The 17,646-nt window shown below is 70.4% G+C and carries 8 protein-coding genes; 3 read left to right on the forward strand and 5 right to left on the reverse strand.

Annotated features, from left to right (window positions below):
- Positions 1 to 82: 82 nt before the first annotated feature.
- Together Vlu01_RS01910 and Vlu01_RS01915 are read left to right on the forward strand one after the other, a co-directional pair.
- Positions 83 to 8,536, forward strand: coding sequence for a type I polyketide synthase (locus tag Vlu01_RS01910; RefSeq protein ID WP_203991976.1), 8,454 nt, complete (start codon positions 83 to 85; stop codon positions 8,534 to 8,536).
- Positions 8,529 to 10,886 (forward strand): beta-ketoacyl synthase N-terminal-like domain-containing protein, encoded by a 2,358-nt coding sequence (locus Vlu01_RS01915; RefSeq protein ID WP_203991979.1) that lies wholly within the window; start codon positions 8,529 to 8,531, stop codon positions 10,884 to 10,886. Before Vlu01_RS01910 ends, Vlu01_RS01915 begins: the two co-directional genes overlap by 8 nt.
- Here Vlu01_RS01915 and Vlu01_RS01920 read toward each other — a convergent pair.
- From Vlu01_RS01920 to mgrA, 5 genes are all read right to left on the reverse strand, one after another.
- A complete protein-coding gene (locus Vlu01_RS01920; protein WP_203991982.1) occupies positions 10,867 to 11,631 on the reverse strand; it encodes a thioesterase II family protein in 765 nt (254 codons plus the stop codon). The two genes, Vlu01_RS01915 and Vlu01_RS01920, sit on opposite strands and share 20 nt — an antisense overlap.
- Positions 11,632 to 11,684: 53 nt before the next feature.
- A complete protein-coding gene (locus Vlu01_RS01925) occupies positions 11,685 to 13,214 on the reverse strand; it encodes an efflux permease Rv1217c-related protein (RefSeq protein ID WP_203991985.1) in 1,530 nt (509 codons plus the stop codon).
- Positions 13,211 to 14,179: an ABC transporter ATP-binding protein gene (locus tag Vlu01_RS01930; protein ID WP_275409214.1), complete on the reverse strand. Its 969-nt coding sequence runs from the start codon at positions 14,177 to 14,179 to the stop codon at positions 13,211 to 13,213. The genes Vlu01_RS01925 and Vlu01_RS01930 overlap by 4 nt, the downstream gene beginning before the upstream one ends.
- Before the next feature lie 308 nt (positions 14,180 to 14,487).
- On the reverse strand, positions 14,488 to 15,489 hold the full coding sequence (locus tag Vlu01_RS01935) for a 2-hydroxyacid dehydrogenase (RefSeq protein ID WP_203991988.1): 1,002 nt from the start codon (positions 15,487 to 15,489) through the stop codon (positions 14,488 to 14,490).
- Positions 15,490 to 15,567: 78 nt separating this feature from the next.
- Complete coding sequence (gene mgrA, locus Vlu01_RS01940; protein ID WP_203991991.1) at positions 15,568 to 16,563, reverse strand: L-glyceraldehyde 3-phosphate reductase; 996 nt, start codon at positions 16,561 to 16,563, stop codon at positions 15,568 to 15,570.
- Positions 16,564 to 16,662: 99 nt separating this feature from the next.
- Between mgrA and Vlu01_RS01945 the strand changes: the two genes are divergently transcribed.
- Positions 16,663 to 17,631 (forward strand): aldo/keto reductase, encoded by a 969-nt coding sequence (locus tag Vlu01_RS01945; protein WP_203992010.1) that lies wholly within the window; start codon positions 16,663 to 16,665, stop codon positions 17,629 to 17,631.
- Positions 17,632 to 17,646 lie beyond the last annotated feature (15 nt).

Consider the following 17,646-nt stretch of genomic DNA (forward strand, 5'->3'; position numbering starts at 1 on the left):
CGGCCGGCGGGCGGACCGGTACCGCTCGGATCTGGTAACCGCGGCCTCGCTCGCCGCCCCTCATCGACTGACAGGAGTCCCGATGCCCCGCAGCATGGCGCAGATGTTCCGCGACAGCCTCACCGCCCGGGAGAATGCGTCGACGTACCGTTTCCTCGACGACGGCGAAGGCCAGCCGAACGCCCTGCTCGATCGGGAGCTGGATCGACGCGCTCGGGCACTGGCTGTCGCCCTGCTGGCGAGATTCCGACCCGGGGAACGGGTCATCCTCGCCTGCCCGTCAGGCCCCGACTACCTCACCGCCTTCATCGGCTGCCTCTACGCAGGTGTGGTGGCGGTTCCCGCGTATCCGATCGAGGGCGGGAACTCCGCACGCTCGTTGGCGAAGCTGCACGGCATCGCTCAGGACTGCCAGGCTGCGGGCCTGCTCGTACCCCAGACCAGCCCGGAGCAGGAGGCCACCCACGCGACGCTTTCTCCCGTGCTCGCCACACTTCCGCGGATCAGCATGCAGGAAGTGACCGCTGACCCCGCCGACTGGCGGGAACCCGACCTGGACGGCGACGACATCGCGTTCCTCCAGTACACGTCCGGCTCGACCGGGCAGCCCAAGGGCGTCATGGTCACGCACGGGAACCTGCTCGCCAACCTGGCCTGCATCGACCGCACCTTCTTCCCACCCGAGGTGGAAGGCCGACGCATGGTGTCGTGGCTGCCACCGTTCCACGACATGGGCCTCATCGGCGGACTGCTCGAACCGGCCTTCGGTCGATTCCCGGTGACCGTGATGGACCCGATGTCCTTCCTCAAGCGGCCCGTACGCTGGCTCAGGGCGGTCAGCGACATGCGGGCGACCATCAGCGGCGGCCCCAACTTCGCCTACGAGTTGTGCCTGTCGAAGGTGACGCCGGCCGATCTGGAGCAGCTCGACCTGTCGAGCTGGGACGTGGCGTTCAACGGCGCCGAACCCGTGAAGTCCGCCACCATGGAGCGCTTCACCACCTTCTTCGCCCCGGCCGGTTTCCGCTCGTCGACGTTCTTCCCCTGCTACGGGTTGGCGGAGAACACGCTGATGGCCACGGCCTCCCGCCGTGGCGAGGATCCGGTGGTCAGCCGCTTCGACCCGGCCACCGTCGAGGAGGGGCGCGTCAGCCCCGACGAGGAGGGGCGCGAGTTCGTCAGCTCGGGAATGGTCGGCGCGGGCGGTGATCTCGCCATCGTCGACCCGGACACCGCCCGTCGGTGTCCGGACGGGCAGGTCGGAGAGATCTGGCTGCACGGACCGTGTGTCGCGCGGGGCTACTGGGGCCGCCCCGAGGAGGAGTTCGTCAGCCGGATCGACGGCGACGAGCGGGGCTGGTTCCGCACCGGTGACCTCGGGTTCGTCCTCGACGGCGAACTGTTCGTCACCGGACGGATCAAGGATCTCGTCATCGTCAACGGGCGTAACGTCCACGCCCACGACATCGAGGCATCCCTGGCCGGCGCCCACCCGTTGCTCCGGCCCGGCGTCGCCGCCTGCCAGATCGTCGAGGACGGCAGTGGCCGCCTACTCGTGGTGAACGAGGTGCTGAAGGCACCCGCGCCGGAACAGGCAGCCGAAATCGTCGCCGCGATCCGCCGCGTCGTGTCGCGGGAGCACGATCTGGCGGTCGACGAAATCGCGCTGGTGCGGCGCGGCGGGATTCTCAAGACTTCAAGTGGGAAGACCCGGCGTCGGGCGATCGCGAGCGCCTTCCTGCACGGCGAGCTCGCGTCGGTCCACACCTGGTCGAAGGGCGGCGCGCTCACCCCAGCCGACAACCCGGCGGCCACCGCCGACCAGCGGCCGGATCCGCGCGAGACGCCCACCGCCGACCAGCGGCCCGATCCGCGCGAGCTGACCACCTGGCTACGCGAGCAGGTGGCCGCCGCCGCCAGGGTGCCGGTGGACCAGGTCGACGTCGGCGCACCCCTGGCCGAACTCGGGCTGGGCTCCAGCGACCTGGTCGGGTTGGCCGGGAGCCTGGAGACCCGGGTCGGCACCGACGTGCCGGCCACCCTCATGTGGGAACACCCGACCATCGAGGCGGTCGTCGGCCACTACTGCGATGCGCCGTCGTCGACGGCGGCCCCGGCGAGCCGGCCCTCCGCGAACCCGGGCGAGCCCATCGCCGTCGTCGGCATGGCCTGCCGTTTTCCGGGCGCACGCGACCTCGACGGGTACTGGGAACTCCTGACCGCCGCGCGGGACGCGATCAGCGAGGTGCCGGCCGACCGTTGGGACGTCGACGAACTCTACGACCCGACCGGGGCGGTGCCCGGCACCATGCGGACCCGATGGGGTGGCTTCGTCGAGGGGGTCGCCGACTTCGACACCGACTTCTTCGGGATCTCGCCGCGGGAGGCGGCTGAGATGGACCCGCAACAGCGGATGTTCCTCGAGGTCGCCTGGGAGGCACTGGAGGACGCGGGGATCCGGGCCGACGACCTCGCGGGCTCGCGCACGGGCGTGTTCGTGGGCGCGTCGACCAGCGACCACGCCAAACTCGCCACCCGTGATCTGGCGTCGATCACCGCCTTCACCGGAACGGGGAACGCCGCCAGCATCATCGCCAACCGGCTCTCCTACCTCCTCGACCTGCGTGGGCCGAGCATGACACTGGACACCGCCTGCTCGTCGTCGTTGGTGGCGTTGCACCAGGCGTGCGAGAGCCTGGCCGCCGGCACGTCGTCGACGGCGGTGGCCGGTGGAATCAACGTCATCCTCGGACCGGAACTGGCGGTCAACTTCAGCCGCGCCGGGGCCATGGCCGCCGACGGACGGTGCAAGACCTTCTCGGCCGCGGCCGACGGCTACGTCCGCAGCGAGGGGTGCGGCGTGGTCGTGCTCAAGCCGCTGTCCCGAGCGATCGCCGACGGGGACCGGATCTACGCCACCGTCCTGGGATCGGCAGTCAATCAGGACGGCCGCACCAACGGCCTGATGGCGCCCAGCAGCGCATCCCAGAAGGCGGTGCTGCGGGACGCGTACACCGCCGCCGGTGTCGCCCCGGACACGGTCGAACTCGTCGAGGCACACGGGACAGGCACGTTGCTCGGAGATCCGATCGAGGTGGCCGCCCTGGCCGATGTCCTGGCGGACGGACGGTCCGTCGACAACCCGCTGCTCATCGGGTCGGTCAAGACCAACATCGGGCACCTGGAGGCCGCCGCGGGAGTGGCCGGCTTCATCAAGGCCGCCCTGGCCCTGCACCGGGGCAGCATTCCGGCCAGCCTGCACTTCGACGAGCCGAACCAGCACATCCCCTTCGCGACCCTGCACGTCGACGTCGTCACGGAGGCGCGGAAGTGGCCCGGGCCCGGTCCTCGGCACGTGGCCGGGGTCAGCTCGTTCGGCTTCGGTGGGACGAACGCGCACGCGGTTCTGGCGACGCCGCCGGTCCAGGTGGATCAGAATCTGGAGCAGGCGAGCGGCCCCCTGTTGCTGCCCCTGTCGGCCAGGACCGACGACGCGTTGCGACGGCTCGCGGGACGGTACGCGTCGATCCTCACGTCGGCCACCTCCGCGCAGGCCCGGGCGATCTGCGGGGCTGCGGCCCGCCGACGTACCGCGCACCCGTACCGGGCGGCGGGCTCAGCCGGATCCGTTCCCGCGCTGGCGGCCATGCTGAGGACGTGGTCCCAGGGGCAGGACGCGGAGGGTGTGTCGACGCGTCGTGCTCTCACCGGAGGGCCCACGTCCACCGTCGCCGTTTTCCCGGGGCAGGGAAGCCGCTGGTGGCCGATCGCGGCGGACCTGCTCGACAGCGGTGGTGCCTTCGAACAGACGCTCCACCGCGCCGAGAGCTGGTGCCGGGAGCACCTCGGCTGGTCCCTTCTTGCGGACATCTCCCAGCCGGACGGTGGGCGCATGGCGCGTAGCCCCCGTCTCGCTCAACCCGCCCTGGTGGCCACGCAGGTGGCTCTCGCCTCCTGGCTGCTCGAGCACGGTGTGGAGTTCGGGCTGGTCGTCGGACACAGCGTGGGTGAGATCTCGGCGGCCTGCGTCGCCGGTGCCCTGGACCTTGAGGTGGGCATGCGGATCGCTGCGGCCCGTGGGGAGGCGATCGAGTCGGCCGCGGTCCCGGGTGCCATGGCGATGGTCGCGCTGAACGCCCAGGAAACCAAGCTGCGCCTGGACCGCCGGCAGGTGCCCGACCTCTGGATCTCGGCCGAGAACGGCCCCGGCTCCACCATCCTGTCCGGCAGCCAGGAGGCGGTGGCGGCCTGGCTGGTTGAGGCCGAGGAGGAGGGAGTGTTCTCCCGATCCCTGGCGCAGGTCACCTTCGCCTCCCACTGCCCGATGATGGACAGTGTCCTCCCCGCCTTCCGCGCGGCCATGGGCGAGGTGTCCGGCGGCGAAGCCCGGATCCCGATGCTCTCGACCGTCCTCGGTCGCCTGGTCGACGGCGACCGTCTGGACACCGACTACTGGCTCGACAACCTCCGTCAGCCGGTGCTGTTCGACTCGGCGATCCGCGCCGCCCTGGAGCAGGGATGGCAGCGGTTCACCGAGATCGCCATGCACCCGGCGCTGACCCGGTCGGTCCAGGACCGTCTCGATGACGACCAGGTCGACGCGGCCGTCATCGAGACGGTACGGCGGGACTCACCCGCGCTTCCCGCGTTGTGGCGGGCCGTGGGTGAGGCGTTCTGCAGCGGCGCCGACATCGACTGGGGTGCGGTGCACACCGGCCGACGGATGGTTGATCTCCCGAGCTATCCGTGGAGCCATGAGCGTCACCTCGGCGTGCTGGCGGCGCGGGCGGCGCACGTACCATCCGGCGGGCACCCGCTCGTGCACACCGTGGTGGAGGCCGGCGCGGAACCAGGATTGTGGCTGGGCGTCGGCGAGGCAGGTGTGGAGCGGCTGCCGTGGCTGGCCGCACACCGGGTGGCGGGCACGGCGGTGCTTCCGGCCACCGCGATCCTCGACGCCGCGCTGACCACGGCCCGGACGGCACTGGGCCGGGACGACATCCAGCTCGAAGATGTCGAACTGTCCTCGATGATCCCGGTCGGTCAGGCGGACGAGCCCCCGACACAGCTGCGGACCGTCCTGCGCGAGCGGGCTGGTGCCATGGCCGAGGTGGAGCTGCTCTGGCGGCGAGCGGACGCGGCGACCTGGACGTTGGCCGCGCGGTGCCGCATCGGAGAATCCGTCGGCCTGGCGACGGCGTCCGACAACGTGGTGCGAGAACAACGGGCGGTCGCCCCGGCCCGGCTGTACGCGGCGTTCACCGCTGCCGGCATCGAGTACGGGGAGGAGTTCCGGGGTATCCGGTCGGCCTGGACCGCCGACGGGGCGAGCGGCGGGGTGGTGGCACACGAGGAAGGCTGGCGCTCCGGGCTGCACCCGGCCGAACTGGACGCCTGCCTCCAGCTCGTGGCCGCCGGCCTGGTCGACACGGCCCAGACCGATCCACGGGTGCCCGTCCGGGTGGGCAGGTTCTCCTGCGTACCGGTGAGCGACGGCGACCTCGATGTGGTGTGCGTCGGTTCCCCCACCGACGGCTACCTGGTCGAGGTGCGTGATCAGGCTGGCCGGATGGTGGCCCGGCTGGACGGTCTTGAACTCTCCTCGACCGGCCGGCGGGACGAAGGGCTGCCGCTGCACCAGGTGAGCTGGGAGGAGGCCACCGGCCGCCCGACTCGTCAGTCGACCGAGCCTGGTCACTGGGTGATCCTGTCGGCGGGCGCCGCGGTCGACGCCGCGGTGACGTCCGTCCTCGCGGACCGCTCGTCGGCGGTGGCTCCGCAGGATCTGGACCGGGAACGCCTGGCGGAATTCCTCCGGGCCGAGTCGCGCGAGCACGGATCGCCGGTCGGCGTGCTGCACGCCCTCGCGTTGGCCGAGCCGGCTGACGACGACGCGCTCCACGGCCTGGACCTGGTGGAATCGCTGGTGACGGTGGCACAGGCCATGCGGTCGGCGGGACCGTCGGTGGTGGCGGACCTGGTGGTCCTGACCGCGGGTGCCCAGGAGGTCCGGGGGCAGGCGCGCCTGGACAGCGGGCCGGCTGCCCTGTGGGGTGCTGCCCGGACGCTCGTGCTGGAGGCGCCGGAGCTGGGCGTACGACTGGTCGATCTGCCCGGCGGAGCGGACGGGTCGACCGGGGCGAGGCTGGACACCTTCCCCTCGGGTGCCGAGGCGGCGTGGCGGGAGGAACGATGGTGGGTGCCCCGCCTGCGGCGGTACGACCCGGAGAACCCGACCGGCTGGCCGGTACGCGAGCTGCGGACCGGTGGTGAGCGGGACTTCCGGCTCCTGGCCCGGGAACCTGGCGACCTTGCCAGCGTGTCGCCGTTCGCCTTCGGCCTCTCGGGTCCGGCACCCGGCGAAGTCGTGATCGACGTACGGGCGGCAGGACTGAACTTCAACGACGTGCTCAAGGCGCTGGGGTCCTGCCCCGGCGTGGAACCTGGTCGGGTTCCGTTGGGTGCCGAGTGTTCGGGCATCGTCGCGGCGGTGGGTGAGGGAGTGAACCGGGTCCGCGTGGGCGACCCGGTGCTGGCGGTGGCGCCCTCCAGCTTCTCCGGGCGGGTCGTGGCACCGGAGGCACTGGTCGCCCGGATCGGCGAACGGACCGATCTCACCGAGGCGGCCGGGGTCCCGATCGCCTTCCTGACCGCCGTCTATGCCCTGGACCACATGGCTCGCCTCGCACCGGGTGAGACGGTGTTGATCCACTCCGCCGCCGGCGGGGTCGGCCTCGCGGCGATGCAGATCGCCCGCCGCCGAGGGGCGACGATCCTCGCCACGGCTGGCACCGCCGAGAAGCGGGAGCTGCTGGCCTCCCGGGGAGCCGCCCACGTCTACGACTCGCGGAGTCTCGAATTCGCCGATCAGGTACGGGCGGACACCCAGGGCAGAGGCGTCGACGTGGTGCTCAACTCGTTGGCCGGGGAGGCGATGAGAGCCAGCCTGGCCCTGCTGGCGGAGAACGGCCGGTTCGTCGAGATCGGCAAGCGCGACATCTACGACGACGCCACGATGGGGCTGTCCGTGCTCGCCCGGAACCGTAGCTTCATGGCGGTCGACCTGGAGGCGTTGTTCTCCCGACGGCCGGAGGCGATCACGCCGGTGCTGGATGCCGTGGCACGGGCGCTGGACGCAGGAGAGCTGACGCCGGTGCAGACGACCGTCTTCCCGATGACGCAGGCGACGGAGGCGTTCACCACCATGGCCCGGGCCCGGCACGTGGGCAAGATCGTCCTCGTTCCGGACGGGGTCGCCGAGGTGATCGTGGCCCCAGGGTCCGCACCCGTACGCCGCGACGCCAGCTATGTGATCACCGGTGGACTCGGGGACCTGGGGTTGGAGGCGGCACGCTCGCTGGCTGAGCGGGGCGCGGGCCGGGTCGTCCTGGTGTCACGCAGCGAGCCGGCCGAGGCGGTCCGGACCCGCCTGGACGAGATCACCCGGACGACCGGTACCGCGATCATGGTGGCCAGCGCCGATGTCGCTGACGCGGACGCGTTGACCGCCGTCGTGGCCCGAGCCGGCGAAGGTGGGCTGCCGGTCCGGGGCGTCGTCCACGCTGCGGGCGTGCTGGCCGACGCCGCCCTGGACGAGCAGGACGCCGCCTCGCTGCGTCTGGTCTGGACGGCGAAGGCCCTTGGCGTGATCAACCTGGCCCGGGCGTGTGAGCGTGTCGACCTCGACTTCTTCGTCACCTACTCGTCGGCGGCCGGTGTTCTGGGGTCCCCCGGACAGCTCAACTACGCCGCAGCCAACGCGTTCGTCGACGCCTGGGGTCGCGGCGCGCGCCGCAGGGGAGTCCCGGTGGTCAACCTGGTGTGGGGTCCGTGGGGTGAGATCGGCCTCGCCTCGCGGCAGGGCAGCGACGTGTCGCTGGCCAGGCTGGGACTCAAGCCGATCGACGCCGAGCTCGGACGCGCCGTGTTCGACACCGGGACGGATGTCCCGGCCGAAATCGTCGTGCTCCCGATCGACTCTGCCGCCATCGCCCAGATGCCGGCCGACGACCTGCCGGGGCTGTTGTCCGGGCACGCGGCATCCGGGGTCGGAGGCACGGACGCGGACCCGGCCGGGTCGGGTCTCACCGACGAACTCCTGCGTCTCCCCCCGGGTCGGGCCCGTCGCGTCGCGGTCGTCGAAGCCTGCCGCAACGAGGTCGCCGCCGTGCTGCGCAGTTCACCGGAGGCGGTCGCGTCGGACCGACCGTTCTCCGAGATGGGATTCGACTCGTTGATGTCCCTGGAACTGCGCAAGCGACTGCAACGCCGGACCGGCGTCTCGCTGCCCAGCACGGTGGTCTGGCGGTACCCGAACGTCGACGCGCTCGCCGAGCAACTGGCGGCTGCCATGGGCGTCGATCTCGGCAGTCACCACCCGCAGCGCGTGGAGACGGCGCCAAAACCGGCGCCAAAACCGGCGTCGGAACCGGCGTCGGAGGCTGGGCCGGACGACGAACTCGCTGGCCTGTCGGAAAGCGAGCTGGAGACGCTACTGCGTTCGACCCTGCACGACCTGGAGAACTCGGATGGCTGAATCTGCGGCGGGATCCGGCACGGCCGAAACCCTGCGGCGTGCCCTGCGGACGATCACCGACCTGAAACAGCGCCTCGCGCAGGCGCAGCAGGCGCAACAGGCGGCACGGGCGCCGATCGCCGTGACCGGACTCGCCTGCCGGTTTCCCGGGGCGGACGGACCGGAGGCGTACTGGCGGCTGCTGTCCTCCGGAGAGAACGGGATCGTCGACATCCCGGAGCAGCGGTGGCCGGTCGATCGGTACTACGCCGATCAGCCGGGCAAGCCGGGCCGGACCACGGCCCGGCGGCTCGGCCTCGTGACCGACCTGGAGCGGTTCGACCACGGCTTCTTCGGCATCGGCGCCGACGAAGCGTCCGACATGGACCCGCAGCAACGTCTGGCGCTGGAACAGGCCTGGTTGGCGCTGGAGGACGCGGGCATCGACCCGACCCGACTCGCCGGCACCAGGACCGGCGTCTTCACTGCGGTATGCACCTACGACTTCGCCCTGTCACGGTTTCGCGACGTCTCCGGGATCACCGCTCATTCGAGTATCGGTACCGCCCACGGTGCCGTGGCAGGTCGGATCAGCTACACGTTGGGGCTCGCGGGGCCGTCGATCTCGGTCGACACGGCGTGTTCCTCGTCGCTGGTGGCGCTTCACCTCGCCTGCCGCAGCCTGCGCGACGGGGAGTCCGACGTGGCGTTGGTGGGAGGGGTCAACGTGCTGGTCTCCCCGTACACCAACATCGCGTTCTCCCAGCCGGGAATGGTCTCGCGCAGCAGCGAGTCCAGACCCTTCGACGAGCGGGCGGACGGACCGGTCATCGGCGAGGGCTGCGGTTTCGTCGTGCTGCAGCGCAGGGCGGACGCCGAGCGTGACGATCGGCGCGTCCGAGGGTGGATCCTCGGCTCCGCGATCAATCACAACGGCCGCACCGCCTCGCTCACGACGCCGTCGGTGGACGCCCAGCGTCAGGCGGTGGCCGCGTCGCTGGAGTCCGCCGGCATCAGCGCGGCCGACCTGGACTACGTCGAGGCGCACGGGTCCGCAACCCCGTACGGGGACATCATGGAGGTCGAGGCGCTGGCCGGCCTGACCGCTGACCGGAGCACGCCACTGTTCCTCGGCAGCTGCAAGGGGCACGTGGGGCACCTCCAGGCGGCCGGCGGCATGGCGGCCCTGCTCAAGGTGCTCCTTGCGATGGAACACGGGAAGATTCCCGCCACCCTCGGGTTGGAACGGCCCAACCCCGGGCTGCCACCGGGGCAGGCCGGCATCGAGCTGGTGACGACCCTGCGGGACTGGCCTGCTCGGGCGGACCGTCGGATCGCCGGGGCCAGCGCATTCGGCTTCACCGGGACCAACTGCCACATCGTCGTCGCTGCGGCGGATCCGGCTCCCCCTCGTACCGAAGCCGGATCGAGCGCGAGCTGTGTGCTCGCGTTGTCCGGCCGCGACGAGCGGGACCTGGATCGAGCCGTCGTAGCCATGCGCACGTTCCTGGCCGAGGATCCGACGCGATCGTGGCCCGACGTGGCGCGGTCGTGGAACTGCGGCCGGCCCCACTGGGGCTGGCGCACGACGGTCGTCGCGTCCGATCCGCTGGAGGCCGTCGAAGCGCTGCGGACGGCACCGGCCCACCGGCCGATGCCGTCCGCAGGGCTCGCCTTCCACCTGGGCGAATCCACGATTCCCGACGCCGGGTGGGCGGAGACGCTGCGGAGCGTGCCACTGCTCGCGGCGCTGGACGAGCAGTGCCGGGCGGCGACCGGCGGTGCGAGCGAACCGGTGATCAGGCAGTGCGTGGTCGCCCGGGCCCTGCTCGCGGTGGGTGTCGTTCCCACCGTGGTCACGGGGGTCGGCGTTGGCGAGTACGTGGCGGCGCACGTCGCGGGCGCCATCGACCTCGCCGGCCTGCTCCAGTTGGTTTCCGGCGTCGTACCCCCCACCGGTGCTGGTGCGCGAGCCCCCGAACTCCCATGGGCTCCCGCCTCGCTCGGACGGCTGTGGCCGTGGCAGGAAGTGCCCGGCACCGCGCAGTGGAAGAGCGCCATCCACGAGCCTGCCCGGTGGCCGGGCTGCTTCGACGCGGCTGACGACCTGGACACCACCGGGTGGCTCGGAATCGGAGCCGACCCGGCCGCCGACGACCCGTTCCGCAGGATGTGTCAGGAACGCGGTCACGCCCTGTGGACGGTGGGCGAGGCGCCCGGGGGCTCCGGTGACTGGTGGTGGCGAACGTTGGGATGGTGCTACGAGCAGGGTGTGTCGGTCGACTGGTCCACGGCGCTGCGCGGAGTGGGCCGTGCCGTCGGTGTGCCGACGCACAGCTTCGACCGTGAGGTCACCGTGCCGATCCGGTGACCGGGGCGACCTGGCCGGTCGGGGCCGGCGGTAGCTGCGACAGCAGAGCAGAGGAGATCAGATCCGCGATCGCCTCGGCATGGTCCAGGATGAAGAAGTGGTCACCCGGGAACACATGGTGGGTGAAGGCCCCATGGGTGACCTCGGCCCACGAGGTGGCGGAGGCCACCGGCACCGACGTGTCCTCCGCACCGTTGAGCACGGTCACCGGGCAGTGGAGCAGCCGGCCCCGGTGGTACCGGTACGTGGACAGGACACGGTAGTCGGCCCGAATCACCTGTAGTGCGAGGGCGCGCATCGCCGCGTCGTCGAAGATCCGGCGATCGGTGCCACCGAGGGCGCAGATGTGCTCGATGAGCTGGGCGTCGCTCAGCAGGTGCTGGCCGCCCTTGGGCGGCGACGAAGGATCACCCCGACCCGAGAGGTGGAGCGCCACCGGTTCTCGCCCCTCCGCCGCCAGGATGCGGGCGGTCTCCAGGGCGACGAGCGAACCCATGCTGTGGCCGAGCAGCGCGACCGGACCGTCGACACAGGTCAGGATCGCCTCCGCGGTCTTCGCCGCAAGCTCGCCGATCGAGCGGGAGAAGGGCTCCTGGATCCGGTGGGCCCGCCCCGGGTACTGGACGACCATCGTCGCCAGCCAGGACGGGCACGCCCGCACGAGCCTCAGGTACGCGGCGGCCGACCCGCCCGCGTGCGGGCAGACGACGAGACTCGCCCGCGGCTCCACAGGAGTCGGCGTCATCGTGACCAACCACGGCGACGTGGGCCGGTCGGTCTGGGATCGTGCGTCCACGCTCATCCCTTGGCGAGGTCTCTACGCCGGAACACGACAAGCGCGAGGCCCATGAGCACCACGATCACGGCGACCATTCCGGCCGACGCCGTGGCCGACCATGAATCGACCGGCACCTTGCCGGTCCACTCCACCGGCGAGATGTGCCGCAGCCCTTCGCTGAGCTGCAGCATGTCCGCCCGCAGCGCCACGACCGCAGCCCACGCGACCAGGGTCCAGGCCAGCGCGGGAAGCCGCGCGTCCAGCGACCCCAGGGCGAGCGAGAGCGCCGCTATGAGCAACGCCGCGGGGAGTTGCTGGGCGTTGCTGCGAAGGGCCTCGCCGAACCTGCTCCAGTCGTCGAGGCTGAGACTCAGACCGAGGCCGGACAGGCAGGCGAGAGCCAGTTGCGTGGTGATCACGGCCGCGAAGGCGATGACGATGCCGTTGGCTTGCCATCGCGTACGGGTCGGCAGCCCGGCGAGCACGCGTCCGGTCCGCCCGGACAACTCCTCGCGGGAGAAGGCCATGCTGACCAGCACCCCGGCTGCGGCCGCGACGATGGCGTTGAGCTGAACCAGGAGGACGATCCGGGCGGTGAGCCCGTCGGTGGCCATGTCCTTTGCGAAGAAGCCGAAGGTGAAGGCGACCGCGCCGCCCGCGAGGAGGACGGCCAACGTCGCGCCCCGGACGAGGCGGAGGAGCAGCGTCCGCGGACCGACGAGCGTGGCACCGGCCTCGCGTGGACCGGCGGAGGCGGCGAACATACCGCCGCCGAGGTCACGTTTGGTGGCGAAGAAGATCCCCAGCAGGGCTTGCCCCGCGATGGCCGCCCCGAAGAGCAGGTAGGGCCAGGCCGGCGGAGTCTCGGCGAACGGCTTGGTCTCCGCGAGCCAGGACAACGGCGTCGACCAGACCGCGTCCCAGGACCGGACGTCGATGGCGCTGCGGAGCAGGTAGAAGCCGATCACCACGGCGACGGCGGCGAAGGTCGCCTCGGCGCTGTTGCGGAAGAGCTGGCCGGCCAGCGCTCCGAGGGAGACCGCCCACAGGAAGAAGAGCAGCAGCGCGAGCGCCCACAGCGCGGAGCCCACGGTGTCGTATCCGCTGGCCACCAGCGCGGCGAAGGAGAGAACCGAGGCGAGCAGGCAGGTGAGGGCCCCGCAGCAGAGGCCACCAACGGTGGGTGCCAGCCGACTGATCGTGCCGGCGGTGATGATGTCGAGGTAGTTCTTGTCCTCCAGCCAGCGGGTGAAGCGGATGCCCACGTAGACCCCGACCAGGGGCACCAGGAACAGGATCACGACGGCTGTCTCCTGGGCGAAGATGCCCCCGATGCTCGTGAGGTCGTAGCCGCGTCCCTGGAACACCCGGACCGCGACCGAGTCGGTCACCACCTCGGCGTACGCCAGGCGGTGTGCCTCGTCCGGGTACATGTCCTGAATGGAGGCCGCAGCCGACCAGACGAGGCCGGCGATGACGACCGCCGGCACGACCACCCACAGCCACATCGTGCGGAGCAGCACCCCCGTGGTGCGCGCGAGACCCTTCACCGCGCGCTCGCCACCGGCTCGGGCTCGGGCTCGACGCCCTCGCGATAGTTCGAGAGGAAGACCTCGTCCAGGCTGGGCGGGGCGACGGTCAGACCGGTCAGCCCCGCTCCGACGAGTACGGGCATGACGTCGTTGAGCGCTGTCGGGGGCACCTGGAACGACGTCTTGGTCCGCCCGCCGACGTCCTCCGAGACCAGGTGGAGCACGTTCCCGGACTTGAGCAGCGCCTCTGGGGAACGCTCGGTGGTGGCGAGGACCTGTAGCGTCGTGCGGCCCCGTAGCTGTTCCAGCGTGTCAGACGCCACGGTCTGGCCGCGCCGGATGATGGTCAGCCGGTCACACAGGGCTTCCACCTGGGAGAGGATGTGGCTGGACAGGAGGATCGACTTGCCACTCTGCTTGATCTCGCGCACCGTCTGCTGGAAGGCCTCTTCCATCAACGGGTCGAGACCGGACGTGGGCTCGTCGAGCAGGTAGAGGTCGGCGTCTTTCGCGAACGCGGCGACAAGCGCGACCTTCTGCCTGTTGCCCTTCGAGTACGACCGGGTGCGCTTGCTCACGTCGAGTTCGAATCGGTCGACGAGTTCATCGCGACGACGGCGGTCTCCACCGCCTTGCAGACGCATGAGCACGTCGATGCTTTCGCCGCCGGAGAGCCCATCCCACAATGCCACGTCTCCGGGAACATAGGCGACCCGCCGGTGAACGGCGACGGACTCCTGCCAACAATCGTGACCGAAGATTCGGCATTCGCCGCCGTTCAGTCTCAGTTGACCAAGGAGTGCCCTGATTGTGGTGGACTTACCCGCACCGTTCGGGCCAAGGAACCCGTGCACCTCGCCGGCGGCAACTGTCAGCGAGAATCCATCGAGTGCGCGCGTCGCGCCGAACGACTTTCGAAGGTCGATGGCCTCGATTGCGAGGTGCGGTTCACTCCCCGCCTTGCCTGAAGTGTCGTGCTGCACGCATAAGTCCTAACAGGATCTGGGAGTGCGCCGTCCGGCAAACTCCAGGCTGAATGGTGACGCAGGTATCGTCGCTGGTCCATGCCACAGGATCGGTGGTCGGTGCAGCGACAGTCTAGGGGATCCGGCGCGGCTCTGTCTCTCCGCGGCGACTGTCCTGCCCGGAGTGTGCAGAAGTCCCAGTGGTGCAAGGAGTCGTGCCGAAAATGCTGGTCGGGCAAGCGAACAGCGTCCCAGGTTAAGCACTTGTGACGTGATCGGTAGTGCAAAATTCACATGTATTCAAAGCCCCGGTGGCGGTGCCGGCCTCAGCAGACCCGGGCGGGGGCGGGGACGGCGTCGGGACCGTCGTGCTGCACCGTTGTCAGGTTGGTGATGGTGGTGGCGGCGATGTTGTGCAGGCCGTCCTCGGTGAAGAACGCCTGGTGCCCGGTGATCAGCACGTTGGGAAAGGTGGTGAGCCGGGCGAAGTCGTCGTCACCGAGGACCAGTTCGGAGCGGTCCTCGAAGAACAGATCGCTCTCCTCTTCGTACACGTCGAGGCCGAGGTAGCCGATCCGGCCGCTCTTGAGCCCGTTGATCACGGCGCGGGTGTCCACCAGCGCGCCCCGACCGGTGTTGATGATCATCACGCCCTCACGGAGCAGGGCGATCCGTTCGGCGTCGATCAGGTGCCGGGTGCCCGGCGTCAGCGGGCAGTGCAGGGTGATGATGTGCGACTCGGCGAACAACTGCTCCAGCGGGACGTACTCGACCCCGGCGGCGATGGCCGCGTCGTTCGGTTCCGGATCGCTGGCCAGCACCCGACAGCCGAAACCCGCCATGATCTGGGCGACACAGACACCGATCCGACCGGTGCCGACGATGCCGACCGTACGGCCGTGCAGGTCGAAGCCGAGCAACCCGGCGAGGGCGAAGTTGTGTTCGCGTACCCGGTTGTAGGCCCGGTGGATCTTGCGGTTGAGGGCGAGGATCAGGCCTGCGGTGTGCTCGGCCACCGCGTGCGGGGAATACTCCGGCACCCGCACCACGGTCAGGCCCAGCTTGCGGGCGGCGGCCACGTCGACGTTGTTGAAACCGGCCGAGCGCAGCGCCACCACCTGGACACCCGCGTCGGCCAGCTGGTCGAGCACCTCGGCGCAGAGGTCGTCGTTGACAAAGGCGCAGACCGCGTCGGACCCCTCGGCGAGCCGGGCGGTCTGGGTGGTGAGTCGAGGCTCCAGGAAGGTCAGGTCATGACCGCCTGCGGCGTTCGCCTCGGTGAGGAACGTCCGGTCGTACGGCTTGGTGCTGAAAACTGCCACTCGCATGGGGCCACCTCCACCCCTCACGCTACGGTCGGGCGTCCGTTCGGAGGCAGGGTTCTATGGCACCTTGACACGGGCCGGTCAGGCCAGAAGGGCGTCGATCTCGGCCACCTCCTCCGCCGTCAAATCGAGGTTGTCGACCGCGGCGACGTTCGCCTCCAGCTGCGGCACGCTGCTGGCACCGATGATCAGGCTGGTCATCCTCGGGTCGCGCAGCGCCCAGGCGAGCGCGAACTGCGCCAGGGACTGGCCCCGGCGTCGAGCGATGGCGGCCAGCGCCCGGATCGTGGTCAGGCGCTGCTCGGTCACCTCGCTTTCGCTGAGGAAGACGCTGGTGCGGACCCGGGAATCGGCCGGAATGCCGCCGAGGTAGCGGTCGGTGAGCAGGCCCTGGGCCAGCGGGCTGTAGGCGATGCAGCCGGCACCGACCCGCTCCAGCGTGTCGAGCAGCCCGTCCTCCTCGGTCCATCGATTGAACATCGAGTACGCCGGCTGGTTGATCAGCAACGGGGTACCCAGGTCACGCAGGATCGCAGCGGCCCGCTGGGTCTGCTCCGAGGTGTAGTTGGAGATGCCGACGTAGAGGGCCTTGCCGGAACGGACGACGGCGTCCAGGGCACCCATCGTCTCCTCCAGCGGGGTGTCCGGGTCGTATCGGTGGCTGTAGAAGATGTCGACGTAGTCCAGGCCGAGTCGGCGCAGTGACTGGTCGAGCGAGGCGACGAGGTACTTGCGGGAGCCCCACTCACCGTACGGACCGGGCCACATGAGGTAGCCGGCCTTGCTGGAGATGACCAACTCGTCGCGGTACGGCTTGAGGTCCCCGGCGAGCATCCGACCGAAGTTCTCCTCTGCAGAACCGGGCGGCGGTCCGTAATTGTTGGCCAGGTCAAAATGGGTGACGCCGAGATCGAAGGCGCGCCGAACGATGTCCCGCTGGCCCTCGAAGGGGCGGTCCGGCCCGAAGTTGTGCCACAGGCCGAGCGAGATCGCGGGCAGCCGAAGCCCGCTGGCTCCGCTGCGCCGGTAGGCCATCTGGTCATAGCGCGAGTCAGCCGCGAGGTAGGTCACGATCATGACGATAGCCCGAGGCCGAGCCCGCGACGCCCGTCGGAGGAGGAACCCGTACCGAACGTTGCGACGGCCGCCGCGATCTGCGACGGGTAGCGTCGACCCATGCGTTACGTGCGGCTCGACACCCCGAAGCCCCTGTCCAGGATCGGCCTCGGTACGTGGCAGTTCGGTTCGCGGGAGTGGGGCTACGGCCCCGACTACGAACGGTTGGCGGCGGACATCGTCCGACGCGCCGTGGAGTTGGGCGTGACCCTCTTCGACACCGCCGAGATCTACGGTTTCGGTCGCAGCGAACGGCTCCTCGGCGCGGCGCTGGCCGCCGACCGGGACAAGGTGGCCGTCGCCACCAAGATCCTGCCGGTGCTGCCGGTCGCGTCGGTGGTGCAGCAGCGGGCGGTCGCCTCGGCGGCTCGGCTCGGTGTCACCAGCATCGACCTCTACCAGGTGCATCAGCCCAATCCCGTGATCAGCGACCAGCGGACCATGCGCGGGATGCGCGCGTTGCAGGACGTCGGCCTGGTCGCCGAGGTCGGCGTGAGCAACTACAGCCTGCGCCGTTGGCAGGTGGCGGAGGCGGCGCTGGGGCGACGGGTGCTCAGCAACCAGGTCCGCTACAGCATGCTCGACCGCAAGCCGGAGGAGGATCTTCTTCGGTACGCGGAGCAGGCGGGTCGGCTGGTCATCGCGTACAGCCCGCTGGCGCAGGGGTTTCTCTCCGGGCGGTACGACGCGAACCATCCGCCGGTCGGCGCGATCCGCCGGGCCAACCCGTACTTCCTGCCGGAGAACCTGGAACGCGGCGGCGCGCTGATCGAGACGTTGCGCCAGGTGGCCGCCGCGCACGACGCGACACCGAGCCAGATCGCCCTGGCGTACGTGCTGCGTCACCCGAACGTGGTGGCGATTCCCGGCGCGTCCAGCGTGGAACAGATGGAACGCAACGCCGCCGCCGCGGAGATCGACCTGACCGAGGACGAGTACGCCGCACTGGTCAACGCCGCTCGGGCCTTCCGCCCGATCACCGGCCTGGCCGCGGTACCGCAATTCATCCGGTCCCGTACGCGCGGCTGATCGTACGGACGAGGT

The sequence above is a fragment of the Micromonospora lutea genome (assembly GCF_016863535.1).
GTDB lineage: Bacteria > Actinomycetota > Actinomycetes > Mycobacteriales > Micromonosporaceae > Micromonospora > Micromonospora lutea.